We start from the raw sequence: 16,606 nt of genomic DNA, 5'->3' as shown, positions 1-16,606 counted from the left end.
ATGTTAAGCGATGTTTTAACATATAACCTTGACATTGTTTTTTGTGGGACGGCTAAGGGGAAGGCTTCAGCTAGGTTAGGCTATTATTATGCGGCCCCGGGCAATCAGTTTTACTCTATTTTACATAAGACAGGTTTGACAAAGAGATTGCTTTTGCCTTCTGATTGTTACCTGATTGGAGATTACAATATTGGCTTAACGGACTTAGTACATTCACAAAGCGGCAACGATGATGTCTTGGCTCATGAGAACTACGATGTTGTGAGTTTCAAACAAAAGATTGCCAAGTTCAAGCCAAGATATGTTGCTTTTAATGGAAAAAAATCTGCAGCTTATGCCTTAGGTTTTGATGGCAAAACTCAAAAAGTCGAGTATGGTTTGCAAGAACAAATGATTCATCAATCGAGGATTTATGTTTTACCCTCAACCTCTGGAAGTGCCCGAAAATATTGGAATGAAAAGTATTGGCAAGAACTGGCCGAATTAATCAATCAACCATAGTCAAATGACCACAGAAGAAATCAGAAAGGTATGCATTGATGGCTCCCAAGCATATTACGACCATTTGGATAAAAACGGTAAGGGCATACACATCATCAATATCCATTCAATTGAAAAGGTCAAAGAGGATAAGTTAAAACTCAAGATTAACTCTAAAATATTTGATGAGGAGACCTTGGTTTTTAAATATCTGGCAACAAATCAAGAATGGTCCATAGAAGGGGTTAAAATCCAAGTTTATGATAGAGATACCAATACCTTAGTGGTTAAACCAAAGCCAGAGGTTTATCAAAAAATGGCAAATGCCAATGTGAACGATTGGCAGATTATTTCTGATTTAAAATTTCTAATCGAAAGGGTAAAGCAATGGTATATCTTAAACGGTAAGGATTTAAAACTACCCAATCAGGCATCAAGATTAAAACCACCAAAGTCTGATATTTATTTAGAAGGCAATGTTCCTTCAATAGAACAGGAGAAGGCCCTTGAGTTCATTTTTGAGGAGCCACTATCATATATCTGGGGTGCTCCAGGTACAGGTAAAACTCAGTTTGTTTTGAGCTATGCGATTTTGCATTATTTGGCAAACAATAAAAAGGTTGCCATAGTTGCCCCTACCAATCATGCTCTAGAACAAATTTATCGTGGGGTTATCAAGATGACAGATTTGGCTGGAATTGACCGTGACCAAATATTACGTTTGGGAGGTCCGTCAAAAAAGTTTGCCGATGAATTTCCAGAAGTGTGCGAAATAATTGGATTAGAGAATCAACTGAAGCAGCTGGATACTCAAATTGCGATTATTGAGAATATATTGGGAATCGATTCATCTTCGGAAGAAGAAAAGAAGCTTGAAAAAGTATTAGATAAGATAAAGGATGTTGAAGATTTTAAGAATCAAATCTCAGATCTAAGTAATCAACATGGTAATATTAAGAAACAGCTAGAAAAATATGATGTAAAAAGTAGAAGCTATGAATTAAAATTGAAAAGCCTTCAGAGAGATCAAGAAACTTTGAGAAGAAAAAGGGACTCTTTTTTTCATAGCATATCCAAAGTGTTCGGAGCCACTAAAAACTACGATGAGCAAATAGATATACTTCTAAAAGAGGAAGCTGAATATGACATTAAATTAAAAAAGATTAAAAAAGAAGCCTTAAAAATTGAAGAAAAAACCAAAGAACTTTACTTATTAATACAGGATTTCAAAGCCTCCGTAGGAGACAAGAAAAAAGAACTGAAAACAATTTTGAGCACTGTTGACCTCGAAGAAAGATCAGAACTATCGTCACGAACTCCAGATTATTCAAAAATCAAGTCAGCTATCAATACAAAGATCGAATCAATAAGGGAGAATAGGCCCGTTTACGAGACTTTAGCGACAGAGTACAATCACATGAGCAAAGAAGCCCTATTGCTCAAGCACGAAGCTTTAAAAGCAGAAAGGGTCAGGTTGGCCAATTATAGCACTGAAGAAAGGTTAAAAAATGTTTCTATAGTAGGGGCTACCCTTGATACTTATTTATATAGATTTAGAGAAGAAAAGCTTAATGCAGATCATATTTTTTTGGATGAAGCGGGATATTCTAACATCATTAAAGCTTTAACTCTTTTCAACCAAGGCTTGCCGGTAACTTTTTTAGGAGACCATATGCAGCTACCTCCAGTATGTGAAATATCAAAAAGGGATATTCAAAACGACATAAATTTCAGACCTGTAATGGTCTGGGATCAGTCAGCAATTTTTTTGGAAGCCCTGTTTGTTCAAAAAAACTTGGATGATGTTGTTCGTGGGTATCTAAATGGTGTTCAGGCTCCTTTTCAAAGCCTGAAAAAAACAAACCTTACTGGTACATTTCGATTTGGCAAATCATTAGCGAATGTATTGCAGCAGTATGTTTACAAGGAAGGGTTTTGCTCAAAGTTAAACACCGAAACAGAAATCATCTTGTATGATGTCAAAAACCCCCCTGAAAACAGAAGGAGAGGGCGTCTGAACACTTCAGAAGTGGATGCGATTGTTAATTTGGCAAATTCAAATTTCACACCAGAATCAAGCGTCGCAATTTTAGCACCTTACTCTGCGCAAGTTAGGGCGATAGGAAGCAAATTGTCTTCATATCAACAGAATAATAAGGTTCTAACCGTTCATAAATCCCAAGGTCAGGAATGGGATACTGTCATTTACTCTGTTTGTGATATAGGTAATGGTAAACGGCCTTGGTTTACCGATTCACAAAATACTTTGTCTTCTGGCCTTAACAATATTAATACAGCGATAAGTAGAGCAAAAAAGAGATTGATTATTGTTTGCAACCCAGACGAGTGGAGGTTCTTTCAAGATCAGTTGATTACAGGGATTTTGCAAGCAGCAACAAAAAAAATAAGTGTATGAGTCGTTCTAATAAATATATCGATTTTGATGGTTTAACCGAAGAAGAAAAAGACCAATTACTAGAATGGGCCGAGCGCGTCAAGGCAATTCAAAATGATAAAAGCCTTAGCTTCAAAGAGAAACTAAATGAACTAAAACAACTCAACAACTCATCGACCTTTAAGAATATCTCAAAGTATGTTGGCAATAAAACAAAAGATCAATGGAAAAAGGCAAACTATACTAAGAGACTGGCCTTTTTAGCTGGGGCAGGAACATTATCTTTGGTCGGCTTTAGTGGTGCAGGGATTGCCGCTCTAGGTGGTGCAATTGGATTGCCGTTGTTCTTGCTAACGGCAGCGGGCGGAGCGATTGTTGGAAGTATAATAGATGGATTAAAAAAGTAAAATATTAAAATCATACCTAAAGATTTTACACTTGATGGTTTATTAAACTATAGAAACGAACAATTTAGAATCCCTTCCTACTAGAGGAGGTATAGGTATGCCTGGGGGTATGGGCAGCAAGCTGCACTTTTTAGAGATATTGATATGCTGTTGCCGGGTGAAGGGCACCTTTTTGGTATATTAATATTACATACCGAAGCGCATCACGGAGGTGTTAATACGGTGGATGTTGTAGATGGACAGCAAAGATTAACTACCATAATTATTTTATTGAAAGTTTTAAAGGATGCTTTCAAGCTGGAAAAGGATGAGTATAATGTTTCCGCAATTCTGCCTTTAATTACTCCAGAAACCCATGGGTTTCCATTCTTTTTTTGATAACAACTAGTACAGAGCCCATTGTTGAATTTTGTGTAGGCTCCACATTCAATACAGTCTGGCATACTGGTTTGGTTAGCGTTATAGATAAGTGTTAAAACACGTAAGAATTCTAGTTGCCAAATTAGAAATTTGAAGAATTTTTTACAAGTTGTGTATTGTTAATTACTAATGGGTCGTATGTCATAATAACTGTATTTGAATATCTTTTTTGTGGAGGTTATAGTAACAGTTACGAACACTTTTTTCGACAATATTCCCATGGGAGATTATTAGGAGTGTTATAGTTGGAAATGGCTTTTTAAACGAATATTCGAAGTGCTCAACCATAAGCCGGCGTATCTTAAAAGAACTACAACAGCCATTTAAATAACAAACATTTACCTAGCACCTCATTCCCCAAATTTAATGAGTCCCTTAGGGGTTTGTAGAGCAAATCTTATTTTCGCTTGTTGGCGCTTGCTAAATTTCAACTGCTGAAAAAGAGTGCGATTGGAAACAAACAATTGTTCAACCTCTTCTTTATAGGGTGTTGCCAGCTCTAAAGATTTTAAATAAGAGCTGCCATCACTTTCTAGGGAGGACGGTTCGGCACTTTCTGACCAATTAACGAATAACGGATTCATGGTCAACTGGGGGTCGTTAGTCATTATAAAATTACACTGAAACTCTTCGGGCTCTGTTTTTTTTCTCAACCAGTTGTTGATGCCATTGGTTTGAAAACCAAGTGTCTCTATTCTTCTTTTAAACCTAGAGACATCATTTACCGAAACGGCAAAACCAATAGGGGTTAACCCATGTATTTTCTGAAAAAATGCTGGTATGGAATCTAAATTGTCTTTTGGCGCCAAAATTTCAACATACATGTTGCCTTTTAGGGCCACCGTGGCACTGTGGGTATAGCTGTTGGCATGTCTACCCCCATAGGTAGGCCGTAGCCCCGTACTATTCTGAAACTCTTTGATGCCTTCGTCAAGGTTATTGGTGGCCAATACGATATGGTCTAATTGCAAAGGCGGTTCCACAGAGCACGTACACCCCATCAGCAGTATTGGCAATAAAGCCATTGCGATATTTTTTAGCTTTTTTGGTTTCATATTGATCGATGAGGTTTGGCCGGTTACTTTTAAAAGGTATTCTCCACCTCTGCTGCCTCCAACATAAGGTAGTGGAGGTCGGTGTTTTTAATGAACGGCTTCAGCAATTGACTTCCGGGGCCGAACATCGCCAGTTCCACATAATCGGCAGAATGCTGCATACTGATCCAGCCTACCGAGTTGTGTTGTTTTTGGATCTCTGCCAAGGCACGGAACGGTAAGTGCTTTGGGTTGTACCAACCATCCTCTGATTGAATGGAGTCATAATAGCTAAGAAGCGTCTCGGCTTCTTCGGTGGTCAAAGCAAAGCCGTTGGCGTATTCTACACGCTCTTTTATGTTGTTTATGGAAGACTCCTTGCCTATACCGTTTAAGATCCATTCATTGGTGTGCTTGTAGTTTTGAATGGAGTCAAAATTATCATTGGCATATTTACCGTAGATGACCCCTGGATTGGCGTTTCCGTGATCCGTGGTGATGATCACCAATGTTTCTTTGTCTTTCTCCGCAAAATCCATCGCTACCTGCACGGCTTCATCAAAGGCCACCTGATCATAAAGCAGGCCTGCAATATCGTTTCCGTGGGCGGCCCAGTCTACTTTTCCCGCTTCTACCTGTAATACAAACCCTTGAGGGCCGTCTTTTAGGTTTTCTATGGCCTTGCGGGTCATTTCGGCCAAACTTGGGGTGTTTTCCAAAAGCTCCTTATTGTTTTCACGGTCTTTGGTATAGGGAAGTCCGTTGTCTGAAAAAACACCTAGCATGGGTTTATTGGTGGGAGCGGACAACATCTCGTTCCTAGATTTTGCCACATGGTACCCTTTATTGGCAAAGGCAGTGTACATATCTTTTTTGTCCTTTCTTTTTTCTGGGGAAAAGTATTCGTTTCCACCGCCCATTAAAACATCGAAACCATGTTTCAGGTATTTTTCGGCAATGGATGCTTGATCGTTTCTAGATTTTTGGTTCACGCAAAAGCCGGCAGGGGTGGCATGGGTAACGGGTACGGTGGTCACACAACCGGCCTTTTTGCCTACGGCCTTGAATTTTTGCCAGATGGGAAGGTGCGGTTCCCCGTTGAGCCCAATATTTAGGCCGCCGTTTTTAATTCTCGCCCCTCCGCCCCAAGAAGAGCTTGCCGCCGCCGAGTCGGTAACGATAGAGCTGGCAGAGGCCATATCCATAAGGGCTCGCGACACTTTGTTCTCTCGATAGAGACCCAGCCAATTGCTGCCCTTTCCTGTTTTTCTTGAAAGATAAAGGTCGGCCATGTTTAGCGTGCCGGTACTCATACCATCACTGACCAATAAAATGATGTTTTTGGCCTTGTTACGTTTCCAGGTACTTTCAAGGTCAGACGCCCTTACGGTTTCGAAAGGGGTAAAAATGGAAGCGCCTATGGTAGAAAGGACGCCGTTTCTAAAAAATTTTCTTCTGTTCATTTTCGTTGTATTAATGGTTTGTTTTTTTGTTATAGTTTTTCTGCTACGCAGTCGGTAAGGATGTAATTAAAATGCTCTATATCGTCCGCATTGAGTTTTAAAATTCCTGTGACGAATAGAATATCGTCCGTATTAAAATTGGGTTTGGTTTTAAATTGAAGTTCCATGGCCGTTTCTGGCCCTCCCACTCCGCAAAAGAAACACGAAGCCATAGGATTTTTTGATAGGATATACATTTTACCACTGGGGTCAATGTCTAGAAAGTATCCGGTGATGCCCACTTTTTTGCCTTCGAGCGATTTCATGTTTTCACTAAATTTCGGATACAGGAAATTTTCCCCATAAGAAGGAAAAAACTTCTCCGTATAGCTGATACGGGCCAGGTCCCACCAGGTTATCTCTGTTTGGGCCAAACAGCACATAGAGGATAACATAAAAAGAGTTACCAGTATATTATTTTTCATGACTCAGTATTTTTGATATGTTCATTTTAAGGATCGGGTAAATGGCCAAGGCTATTGACAATAGCACCATAAGCCCTACCAGACCTGCGGTTTGTAATAATTCTTGGTATCGTAGTTGAAGCGGCATTTGTTGTTTGTACTGGTCCGTTATCATTTCAAAAATGAAATACACGCCTATTTGTGACAACAGTACCCCTACAATAAAGGCCGATCCGGCGATCATAAAACCTTCGTAGGCCACCATTCTTATTAACTGGAAGGTATTGGCCCCATAGCTGCGCATAAGCGCTAGGTCAAAAGCCCTGTCGCGGACCATTCTGTACAAGCTGATAAAAATGGTGATACAGGAAATTATGAGAATGGCATAAGCGATCCAGGTGATGGTTTTTACCCCTACCCCCGTAAATTGATACAGTCGCTCCAGTTCAAATTTTGGCAGGGCCGCCTGCATGTTGGTGTTTTCGTTTATGCTTCTGGGGACCGTTAAAAGAGCCCTCGGATTCCGAAAAGAAATTAACATAGAGGTAATCTCTTGTTGGTCCTCTTCTTCATGATGATGCGCTTCTTCCCCTTCGTGATGAGACTCCGTTTCATTATGTTCGGTATGGTCCGTTTCTTCGTCATGTACATCTCCTTCAATGTGTTCGTTGTTGGTCTGATGGTCATCTTCATGATGGTGGACATCCCAAACGGTCTCCAACCCTGTGATGATCAAACGGTCCATTACCTTATGGGTGGGTTGGTATATGCCGACAACGGTTAATGGTTCATCGTGGTCGTGCCCCCCTTTTTCCGCCAACCCATGGGAACTTTGAAAACTGTCGCCAATCTGAAGTCCAATGGCTTCTGCGACGGTAGACCCCAGTACTACCTCCATCGGTTTTTGTACAAATCTTCCCTCATATAAACGTGCCTTGTACAGCTCTGGGAAATCTTGGGTGGTACCGACAATTCTATAGCCTTTATAGTTGTCGCCATAAGATATGGGCACTCCTTTTCCTACCATCGGGTTTTTAATGAGCCTTTTGGCTTCTTCAAAAGAAATGTTGCCCGTGGGGTTGTCTATATGGAGTACGGAGGCAAGTACTAACTGTAAGGGGCTTCCTTTTGCACCCACCACCATATCTATATCCCCGAGGTTATTTTCCAGTTGATGCCGAAACGATCGGTCTAGCTGTTGAATACCGATAAGAAGGGCTATACTGACCGAAAGTATGAGAATACCCAAGAAGCTGTACAGGGGTTTGAACCTAAAGTTTTTTAAACTGATTTTCCAGATGTTCATAGTTCCAGTTTATGAGTGAACAAAGGTTTTATACGCTGATCGTGGGTAATGACGATGAGGTTGGCATTGCTTACACTGGCCTGTTCTATCAGAAGTTGCATTACTTTGTTGCAATTGTCGTCATCTAGGCTAGAGGTGGGTTCGTCGGCCAATATTATATTGGGTCGGTGTACTATGCCCATAGCAATACCAAGTCGTTGTCGTTGCCCTTCACTAAGCTCCCTAAGTTTCTTGTCTTTACAATCGATAATATCAAGATGTTCCAACAAGTCTGTGATTATGTTTTTTGAAATGGCCTTTTTCGCAAAAAACAACCGGGCCTTTAAATTTTCGATCACGCTCAATGACTGTACGGCATGGTTGTTTTGAAAAACGAGACCTATATTTTGCCCCCTAAACTTATCCAGTTGTTTTTTAGGAAGTAATTGGGTCGGCACCTTGTCTATTACGATACTGCCGCCCGTAGGGTATAACAGTCCCGCCAACAGGTGTAACAACGTTGTTTTTCCGATGCCCGATTTTCCCAAAACCAGCAAGTTTTCACCCGCTCCCAAGGCAATGTCGGGAAACTCGAAGAGGGCACTGTGCTCTCTGTATTTAAAAGTTAGATCTTTGGTACGTATCATTTTTATTGATTATAAACAGGCACGGGCCATTGGTCTTCTTGTTCCAAAAGACCATTTTTCCATAATTCCACTTCCGTATCGGTAAGTAGGCAAGCGTTTAATCCATCTAATAACTTTTCCTTTTGTAAGTACTGCCCAATAAAGACGAGTTCGTTCTTACGGTCGCCAAAGGTGATGTCCCAGTCAGATTCTATCAGTTCTTGGTTATCAACAAAGGCGGCACTGCCTATGCGCTCTCCGAAGGACATAGAGGCCCACCAAACACCTGCAGGGTCTACTTTGCACGAACCTCCGGCAGAACTCCATATCAAAGCTTGGTCGGGCCTTGAGGCCAACCAGAACAATCCTTTGCTACGAATTATATTTTGTGGGAATTGGGTGTTGACATAAGTCAGGAACCGTTCGGCATGAAAGGGTCTTTTGCTTCTAAATACCATAGAACCGATTCCGTATTCCTCGGTTTCGGGCACATGTTCGTTTTCAAGCTCCTTGATCCACCCGGCAGAGGCCTCTGCCTTTTCATAATCGAACAACCCTGTATGGATGACCTCTTTAAGGGGCACGTTGCTTTCTGTTGTTGGAATGATACGGGCCTCTTGATTCAGTTTTTGAAGAATGGCATAAAGTTCTTTAAGTTGGTCTTCGGTCACAAGATCTACCTTGTTCAGGATAATGACGTTGGCAAATTCGACCTGGTCGGTGAGCAGGTTGACAATGGTACGTTCATCTCCTTCGATATCGGTCAGCTCGCGAGTGCGCAGATAATCGGGACTTGAAAAATCTTTCAGAAAATTAAAGGCATCCACTACGGTCACCATCGTATCGATGTAACTGAACCTGCTTAGATCAATGTTACCGTCCTCGCTTTCAAATGTAAAGGTCTGTGCCACGGGAATCGGCTCACTAATGCCCGTGCTTTCGATCAACAGGTAATCAAATCTTTTCTGGGCGGCCAATCGTTCCACCTCTATCATAAGATCTTCCCTAAGGGTACAGCAAATGCACCCATTGCTCATTTCTACCAATTTTTCATCGGTTCGTGAGAGGGTGTTTTCGTTTTCCACCAACTGGGCGTCTATGTTCACCTCGCTCATATCGTTTACTATGACGGCGACCTTTAGGCCCTCTTTGTTGTGCAATATGTGGTTGAGCAAGGTAGTTTTTCCTGCGCCAAGAAAACCGCTAAGTACGGTTACGGGTAATTTTTGCATTTTTTATAATTTAATTACTTAATAATCCTCTTTTTTGTAACCTCCCCTGTACTGCAAACCCAAAGGCCAACAATGCTCCGGCAATCAAAAGCAACACCAATACGGACAAACCAATGGTCGCATTGGCGATATATGAAAATTGAAAATTCGGAAGGGATGGATAATCTTGTTGGGCAAAGGGTTTGTTGTTGTACAGATAGGTCATTAAATGGTTCCTCCATGTTTCTGCAAAACCGATGACCTGATTGCGATAGCTCTCATAGTCCGCGGTGGAGGTTCCGGCCAATTGGTTCAATGATTCCTGTACCACGATGGCAGGTGAAAACCATTGTAGTTTTTTAGCCCATTTCTGTTGTTTGTGCAATTGTTGCTCGTATGTATCCACAATAGGCTCCAAAGCCTCTTTTACCACTTTTTGCGAGGCCATATAGCTGTGGTAAAAATTTCTTGATTGGGTAGAGTCGTTTATGGCATATTCCGGATGATCACGGAGAAAATTGTCTAAAATTTCATCTTGTCTTTTGGTTGCTTCCGCCTTGTGTTCCCTCATTTCATTGATCATAAGCGTACGCGATGGCATTGGGTAAAGGGTGTTTGCCAATTGATTGATAACCGATGGGGTCAAAAGAACAAATATGACCCATAGCATTATCAGGGATACGGCATTTTTTGCCGAAGTACCAACAAATAGGTTCACCAAAAATGCCAGGGCAAACCAAATAAGCATATAAGACAAGGTCAACCCAAGTAAACTTACGATACCGCCCCATTCGAATGTTTCAGTACCTACTAAGAGAAACACGATCAGCATGGACAGCGTTACCAAGACCGACAACCAAAAAAAGCGAAGAATGAGTTTTTGAAACACCCATTTTCGTATGGAGATGGGCTGCGATGCCAATAGGCGAAGAGAGCCTTGCTCTTTTTCAGCAGATAGCACATTATAGGTAAAGGCAATGATCAGCAATGGTAAGAGATAGACAATGACAAAGGCCAGGTCAAAACTTCCGAAAAGAAGTTGGACAGGACTGGTCATTTCTGTAAAATTCAAAGCAAAATCGTCTCCTGAAACCGTTGGTTTTATATAATGCGTAAACAGATCTGCCTGTCCTGTAGCGACAAAGGCCATAGGCTTGGGTTCCATGGCCGCTACCCTAGGATGATAATTGCCTACGGCCATGGGGCTGGTAGGTATGGTCCAAGAGGAAGCGCTTACCGGAAGGCCGCGTTCCACAGAGTCCAAAAGCTTAAGCATAGCCTCATCCGACTCTTGTACTTGTTGTTTGGCAATTGAAATATCACTTTTTCTTTTGGCTACTTTTTCTATGCCGTTAAAGGTAGAAAAGCCGAAAAGTACCAGTAGTATAAGACTTAATATTTGAATCCAACGACTACGTAATAAAAGTCTCAATTCATATTTAAAATTGTATCGTAACATGCTAAACGGTTTTAGTGGTTATTAGGAACAAGGCAAATGATACGGCCATCCAGGCTCCCAAGATCCATAGATTGGAGGCGTTGCTCGAGAGTATTGCGTTTAGCTTGGGCGGGGTATAGCTAAAGTCTGGAAGTTTTTTCCAAAAGTCGGCATCGGCCCGGTACCCCCATTCACCATAGGATGAATTTTCGGCAAAATTTGCGTTCAAAAACTTTTGTGTGGCGATCCGATAATCTTCAGCGGCATCGGAAAAGTCCCAATGCGCGGTATAATCGGTTCTGGCGATGGCCATACTTAAAAACCTTGTGGGAAGGTATGGTGATACTAAGGCTAAGCTTTGGTATAGATCCGATTGTTTAGAGTATTGGTCTTTTAGATAATTGTAATGTTTAAAATAAATCTCGGCCTCGTGCTCCTCGCCCTTTTGCATGCGGTAGGCATCAAAATTAAAAGGTAGTTTATGAATACTGTCCACACCATATTCGGCAAGAACCTCTTGTTCCAACAGTTTGGATTCTTTACTCCAAGGATTGTGACCGTCCAACCCGTTTTGCTTGTCTTTGAGCACATTGGCCGCAAATTCTTGCCGGGTAGGGTACGGGTGTTTTGCCTCGGCTATATTACTGGCGGCCTTGGGTGCTGCCAAACAGGCCAAGATCCATACGGAAAGCGATAGTACCAGGGCTATGCCCGATTTCGTGGCCTTTAATGAAATGAACAGTACAATGTTGATGAAAATGATATAATACCCAATGTATACCAAAAACAAAGAAAACAGGGATTGCCAATTGAAGACACCAAAATCTTTAAGGTTAGACAATACAAGTCCGGTAATCAGAAATAACAGTGCCGTAATCAGCAAAACGGGTAAAAATAAGGCCGTCCATTTGCCCAAGGCCCATTTCCAGGGCGTAATTCCCTGACTTTTTAATAAGGTCAATGTGCCCATTTCGCGTTCTTTGGTAAACGTATTGTACCCTAAAAGAATGATCAACAAAGGGATTATAAAAAGTAAAATAAAGTCTGGGGTCAGGTCGCCGAACCTAGACAGGCCCGTTTGGTCCGCTGCGGCACTGAACTGCGCTTCGTTTCGTTTATGTGCCTCTAGAAAAATGGAGGAGCCTACATACTTGTCCACTCCCTGGTCCACCAAAGACAAGGGGTATTTTGGCTTAAATGCGTAAGTGCCATAATGCGCCGCAGAATGTGGGTTTTTCTCTCCTTGGTTGTCCCAAACTTCCCTTTCCGCCTTTTGGGCTATTTGATGTTGTTCGTTAATGTTTTGATACTGGCGGGCACTAATCCAAACAGCGATTCCTAAAAGTAAGACCACAATGGCAAATGTGATGCGAACCCGGCCATCTCTCCACAATTCTTTGCTTTCTTTATAAAAGGTTTTTATGATCATGATAAAGCCTCTTTATAGTTCATGGTATCTAGATATGCTTTTTCCAATTCTGGAAGAGAAATGTTCTCGGCGACAAATTGCTGGCGCAATTTGCCATCTTTCATAATTCCGATGTGGGTAGCCACTTCCTTTGCCCTGAACAGATCATGGGTGGCCATTAATATGGCTACTCCCTTGTTTTTTAGCTTTTGCAACAGTTCTCCAAATTCGTTACTGGCTTTTGGGTCAAGACCTGAAGTGGGTTCGTCCAACAGCAATACCTTGGTGTCTTTGGCAAGGGCAAGGGCGATCCCTACTTTTTGGCGCATTCCTTTTGAAAAGGTGGAGATGCGTTTTTGAAAAGCTTCTTCCTGCAGCCCTGCCTCTTTTAAAAAATCCGTCAACATTTGTGGCGACAGTTCTTTTCCTGCTATTCCGGCAAAATAATCAAGGTTTTCAACGGCCGTTAGACTAGGGTAGAGCATTAGGTTTTCGGGGATATAGGTAATGAACTCCTTCGTTTTCAGGTTGTTTTTGGCGACATCGAGACCATGTATTTCTGCTGTGCCCGAAGTTGGTTTTATAAAGCCCAACAACATATTTATGGTGGTAGATTTACCCGCTCCGTTTGCGCCTAGCAGGCAGAGTATTTCCCCTTCTTTTACCGAAAGGGTAAGGTTGTCGACGGCGGTAAAATCGCCAAATTTTTTGGTAAGCTTGTTCGTTGAGATCATAGTGGTTTATTTTAGTTGTATTTGGTTAAAATCAATTACTCTTGACTTTATTTAGAACCCTTGTTTGGTTAGAGGAAAACAGAACTGAAAACAATATATGTCTGCTGAGGTCAGCGTTTTATGTGTATTGAATATCAGTGTTTAATAGTGGAATACACTAACTTTCTTTTGAATCTTGGAAAGAATATTAGCTCTAGATTTATACTTGATCCGGGCAGTATGAAAAAGGATACCACAGAAATAGTTTTCATATGTACCCGATAGCCAATGATTCATAAAGAACACGGTTTGGTACATTACGATAATAAGGCTAGAGAAAACACTCTTGTCTTAAGAACTATAGAATGTAAACAACCAAATTATTGGGATATGGTTATATAAGTGGAGGTGGTCTAGAAAAGAGCCGGTCGCTGGCAAGAATACCGTCTAAAAGAAATTTGTACTCTTGGGTAATTATTTTTTGAGGTGTCGGTGCAATAAGTGCAACCGTATAGTCGGGAGTTAGGGGAAATATCTCTGGCGTGTGCTGAATTTTGACAACGTGGTCGCAAACGACGCAATGGGCATAGTGGTCTTGATCAATATCATGGGCAAGCACGTGAAGGCCGGCCATTTTTACCATGAGGAAAATGGACAAAAAGAAAAAGCCAATGGTATGTTTCACTAAGCCTTTGTGCATTGATCAATAAAGTTATAATAAAAAAGGTTAAGATGATATTAAAGTTCTTGGTAATGGGAACCAAATATGAAGTCAATGACCATGATTTATTTTACAACGCAATAGTTTCCAGTTTACATAATGGGCCGATGAAACCAATAATGCTCCGGCTACGGTATTTACGGCTTCCCATATTTCACCAAAATGTAGTCGACTTATGGCAATTAGAATAAAGCCAACGGCGGCAATAAGCAAGGGCCTGGATCTACGATGTGTTTTTTTATAGCTTGGCCATAGAGAAATAAAGACAAATAATATACCCAGCCCTATAAACGACCACTCTATAAGGGGGTTGTGTAAAAAATGTAGACTGGTTAAGGATGAGAACGAGAGTAAAATGGGCACTGCGGCACAATGAATAGCACATATTAAAGAGCTGGTGAGTGCAATTATGTCAAAAGTTTGATTTTTTATCTTCATTGCTATTGTTTAATGTATTCGTATAAAATTTCTGGTTATTGCGACGATGATTTGGCCGGATGTAGTGTCTTATTTTGAGCACAAAGTGCTAAAGCCTATTGTGTATATATTGGGCACTTTGTTTATTGTTGGGGAATAAATTTCTTTCCAATTTTTTATCATCCGGTCTTAATAGAGTTGTCAAACTTAAGAAGAATTTATCTTATTGCAACATTATCGCATTAATAATTTTTAAAAAGAGTGAATACAGTGTTAATGTAGGTTGAATTGTGCCTATTCAGGATTTTTTTTCGGTAACAATCATGTTGGGTGTTCTTTCATTTGGCTAAAGCGAGGGATTCCCATTTTTTTCTAGAATTCTATCCTACTTTTGTCATAAAATGGGATACCGATGAAGATTTTGATAGTAGAGGACGAGCCACAGATGCTAGAGAATATGCGCCAGACCCTGGAGCACGAAAAGTATATAGTAGAGACTGCTTGCGATTATACCACGGCCCAAGAAAAAATAGGGGTGTACGATTACGATTGTATTCTATTGGACATTACGCTGCCAGATGGTAATGGACTGGCTCTTTTAGAACAGCTTAAAAGCCAGGGAAAAGAAGATGGTGTAATTATTGTTTCTGCAAAAGATTCTTTGGACGATCGTATAAAGGGCCTTGATCTAGGGGCGGATGACTACTTGCCAAAACCTTTTCATATGGCCGAATTGCATGCACGCGTTAAGGCCGTTGTGCGCCGACGAAGTTTTGAAGGCAATAAACATATAGAAATAGGCAATCTGGTCATTGATCCCGAGAGTAGAAGTGTAGCCATAGCTGGTAAAGACATAATATTTAACAGAAAAGAATATGATATTCTACTGTATATGATTTCAAATAAAACACGATTGGTTACAAAAATGGCCTTGGCAGAGCATGTATGGGGCGATCACATAGACCAGGCCGATAGTTTTGATTTTATATACTCTCAAATAAAGAACCTTCGCAAAAAACTTTCGGATGCCGGGGCCGCTATTGAAATAGAAGCAGTATATGGAGTGGGGTATAAACTACAAGGAGTTTAAAAGAACAAGACGGCATCTTTAGTTATTAAAGAAAGGCCTCGAAAGGTTAAAATAGTGACAAAAGATCCTTACTTGCGTTAATTCCAAGGTCTTTACAGATTTCAGGTCTAATTTTAGGCCAGTAAGCTTAGAAAATTCAAAAAATTTAAAAATGAATGAGAAAAGCAACAATTTGGATATGGTAAAGGTGAAGTTTTGGACATTGGCATCACTGCTCATAGGGTCGGTTTTTCTTTATGCGAACTTTAAGGATTGGACCCCGAATGATGACCCGGACAAAGTACGTTATGAGGTAGCGGGCCGTTGGGAGTTGCCTACAGAGCTTAAAGAGATTTCTGCGATAGATTGGGTTGATGAAAACAGCATTGCCGCGGTACAGGATGAAGACGGGATCATATTTATATATGATCTACTTAAAAAAAAGGTAGTGCAGAAAATAGAATTTGGCGGTGCCGGTGATTATGAAGGTTTGGCCGTTGACGATAACAACGCATACGTGTTGGAGAGCAATGGTAGAATTTCTATCATCCAGAATTACAAAAATGAGGATAGAACACTAACGGAGTATCACACCCTATTTAGTACAAAGAACGATATGGAGAGTTTGGAGCTTGATAACGAACACGACCGGTTGTTGGTAATACCAAAAGAGCGCGGAGTTGATTCAGATAGATATAAAGGGGTCTATGCCTTTTCTTTGAAGGATTGGGAGCTTGATGAAAAACCTATTTTTAAGATCGATATGACCGATGAGGTTTTAGATCGTTACAGAAAAAAGAAGATTCAAAAAACCTTTCGCCCTTCTGATATGGCGATTCACCCCCAAACAAAAGAAATTTATCTGCTGGACGGGGCGCACCCAAAGATGCTGATTTTAGACAAAAACGGAAAAACAAAAAACGTATATACGTTGAACGAAACATTATTTCCGCAGCCCGAAGGTATAACGTTTAGCCCTAACGGTACCTTGTATATATCTAGCGAAGGGGAAAAGAACGGTGTAGGCACTATTACAGAACTACAACCACATACGACCTTGGTAAAAAGATAAAATG

17 protein-coding genes are annotated in these 16,606 nt (G+C 40.9%); 6 read left to right on the top strand and 11 right to left on the bottom strand.

What is annotated here, in order from left to right; translation table 11 throughout:
- The 4 genes from J8L85_RS02755 to J8L85_RS02740 all read left to right on the top strand — a co-directional run bounded on the left by J8L85_RS02755 (window position 1) and on the right by J8L85_RS02740 (window position 3,660).
- Window positions 1–501, top strand: a complete 501-nt coding sequence (locus J8L85_RS02755; protein ID WP_211014311.1) for a mismatch-specific DNA-glycosylase — start codon at window positions 1–3, stop codon at window positions 499–501.
- Window positions 502–505: 4 nt separating this feature from the next.
- On the top strand, window positions 506–2,896 hold the full coding sequence (locus tag J8L85_RS02750; RefSeq protein WP_211014309.1) for an AAA domain-containing protein: 2,391 nt from the start codon (window positions 506–508) through the stop codon (window positions 2,894–2,896).
- Window positions 2,893–3,282 (top strand): hypothetical protein, encoded by a 390-nt coding sequence (locus tag J8L85_RS02745; RefSeq protein WP_211014307.1) that lies wholly within the window; start codon window positions 2,893–2,895, stop codon window positions 3,280–3,282. Before J8L85_RS02750 ends, J8L85_RS02745 begins: the two co-directional genes overlap by 4 nt.
- Window positions 3,283–3,426: 144 nt before the next feature.
- Window positions 3,427–3,660 (top strand): DUF262 domain-containing protein, encoded by a 234-nt coding sequence (locus tag J8L85_RS02740; RefSeq protein WP_247656539.1) that lies wholly within the window; start codon window positions 3,427–3,429, stop codon window positions 3,658–3,660.
- Between the two features lie 392 nt (window positions 3,661–4,052).
- On the opposite strand, the gene J8L85_RS02735 is transcribed toward J8L85_RS02740, so the two are convergent.
- The 11 genes from J8L85_RS02735 to J8L85_RS02685 form a co-directional block, all read right to left on the bottom strand.
- The gene (locus J8L85_RS02735) at window positions 4,053–4,757 is read right to left on the bottom strand and encodes a VOC family protein (RefSeq protein ID WP_211014305.1); all 705 of its coding nucleotides are present in this window, start codon (window positions 4,755–4,757) and stop codon (window positions 4,053–4,055) included.
- A 29-nt stretch (window positions 4,758–4,786) separates the two neighbouring features.
- Window positions 4,787–6,199 carry an alkaline phosphatase gene (locus J8L85_RS02730; RefSeq protein ID WP_211014303.1) on the bottom strand — a complete coding sequence of 471 codons (1,413 nt, stop codon included), beginning with the start codon at window positions 6,197–6,199 and terminating at the stop codon, window positions 4,787–4,789.
- A 29-nt stretch (window positions 6,200–6,228) separates the two neighbouring features.
- Window positions 6,229–6,663 carry a hypothetical protein gene (locus J8L85_RS02725; RefSeq protein ID WP_211014301.1) on the bottom strand — a complete coding sequence of 145 codons (435 nt, stop codon included), beginning with the start codon at window positions 6,661–6,663 and terminating at the stop codon, window positions 6,229–6,231.
- Window positions 6,653–7,948 carry an FtsX-like permease family protein gene (locus J8L85_RS02720; protein WP_211014299.1) on the bottom strand — a complete coding sequence of 432 codons (1,296 nt, stop codon included), beginning with the start codon at window positions 7,946–7,948 and terminating at the stop codon, window positions 6,653–6,655. Before J8L85_RS02720 ends, J8L85_RS02725 begins: the two co-directional genes overlap by 11 nt.
- Complete coding sequence (locus J8L85_RS02715; protein WP_211014297.1) at window positions 7,945–8,574, bottom strand: ATP-binding cassette domain-containing protein; 630 nt, start codon at window positions 8,572–8,574, stop codon at window positions 7,945–7,947. Before J8L85_RS02715 ends, J8L85_RS02720 begins: the two co-directional genes overlap by 4 nt.
- 2 nt (window positions 8,575–8,576) lie before the next feature.
- Window positions 8,577–9,785 (bottom strand): GTP-binding protein, encoded by a 1,209-nt coding sequence (locus tag J8L85_RS02710; protein WP_211014295.1) that lies wholly within the window; start codon window positions 9,783–9,785, stop codon window positions 8,577–8,579.
- Window positions 9,786–9,795: 10 nt separating this feature from the next.
- Window positions 9,796–11,223, bottom strand: coding sequence for a DUF3526 domain-containing protein (locus tag J8L85_RS02705; protein ID WP_211014292.1), 1,428 nt, complete (start codon window positions 11,221–11,223; stop codon window positions 9,796–9,798).
- A 1-nt stretch (window position 11,224) separates the two neighbouring features.
- Window positions 11,225–12,631, bottom strand: a complete 1,407-nt coding sequence (locus tag J8L85_RS02700; protein WP_211014290.1) for a DUF3526 domain-containing protein — start codon at window positions 12,629–12,631, stop codon at window positions 11,225–11,227.
- A complete protein-coding gene (locus J8L85_RS02695; RefSeq protein ID WP_211014288.1) occupies window positions 12,628–13,344 on the bottom strand; it encodes an ATP-binding cassette domain-containing protein in 717 nt (238 codons plus the stop codon). Before J8L85_RS02695 ends, J8L85_RS02700 begins: the two co-directional genes overlap by 4 nt.
- Before the next feature lie 373 nt (window positions 13,345–13,717).
- Window positions 13,718–14,023: a hypothetical protein gene (locus J8L85_RS02690; RefSeq protein WP_211014286.1), complete on the bottom strand. Its 306-nt coding sequence runs from the start codon at window positions 14,021–14,023 to the stop codon at window positions 13,718–13,720.
- A 72-nt stretch (window positions 14,024–14,095) separates the two neighbouring features.
- Complete coding sequence (locus tag J8L85_RS02685; protein WP_211014283.1) at window positions 14,096–14,482, bottom strand: MerC domain-containing protein; 387 nt, start codon at window positions 14,480–14,482, stop codon at window positions 14,096–14,098.
- A gap of 391 nt (window positions 14,483–14,873) precedes the next feature.
- Between J8L85_RS02685 and J8L85_RS02680 the strand changes: the two genes are divergently transcribed.
- Window positions 14,874–15,551 (top strand): response regulator transcription factor, encoded by a 678-nt coding sequence (locus J8L85_RS02680; RefSeq protein WP_211014281.1) that lies wholly within the window; start codon window positions 14,874–14,876, stop codon window positions 15,549–15,551.
- A 151-nt stretch (window positions 15,552–15,702) separates the two neighbouring features.
- Window positions 15,703–16,602, top strand: a complete 900-nt coding sequence (locus J8L85_RS02675) for an SdiA-regulated domain-containing protein (protein ID WP_211014279.1) — start codon at window positions 15,703–15,705, stop codon at window positions 16,600–16,602.
- Window positions 16,603–16,606: the final 4 nt, after the last annotated feature.

Source organism: Maribacter sp. MMG018, from assembly GCF_018100785.1.
Lineage (GTDB): Bacteria > Bacteroidota > Bacteroidia > Flavobacteriales > Flavobacteriaceae > Maribacter.
Note: the sequence above shows the minus strand (reverse complement) of the source record. Positions and strands in the feature narration are given on the sequence as shown.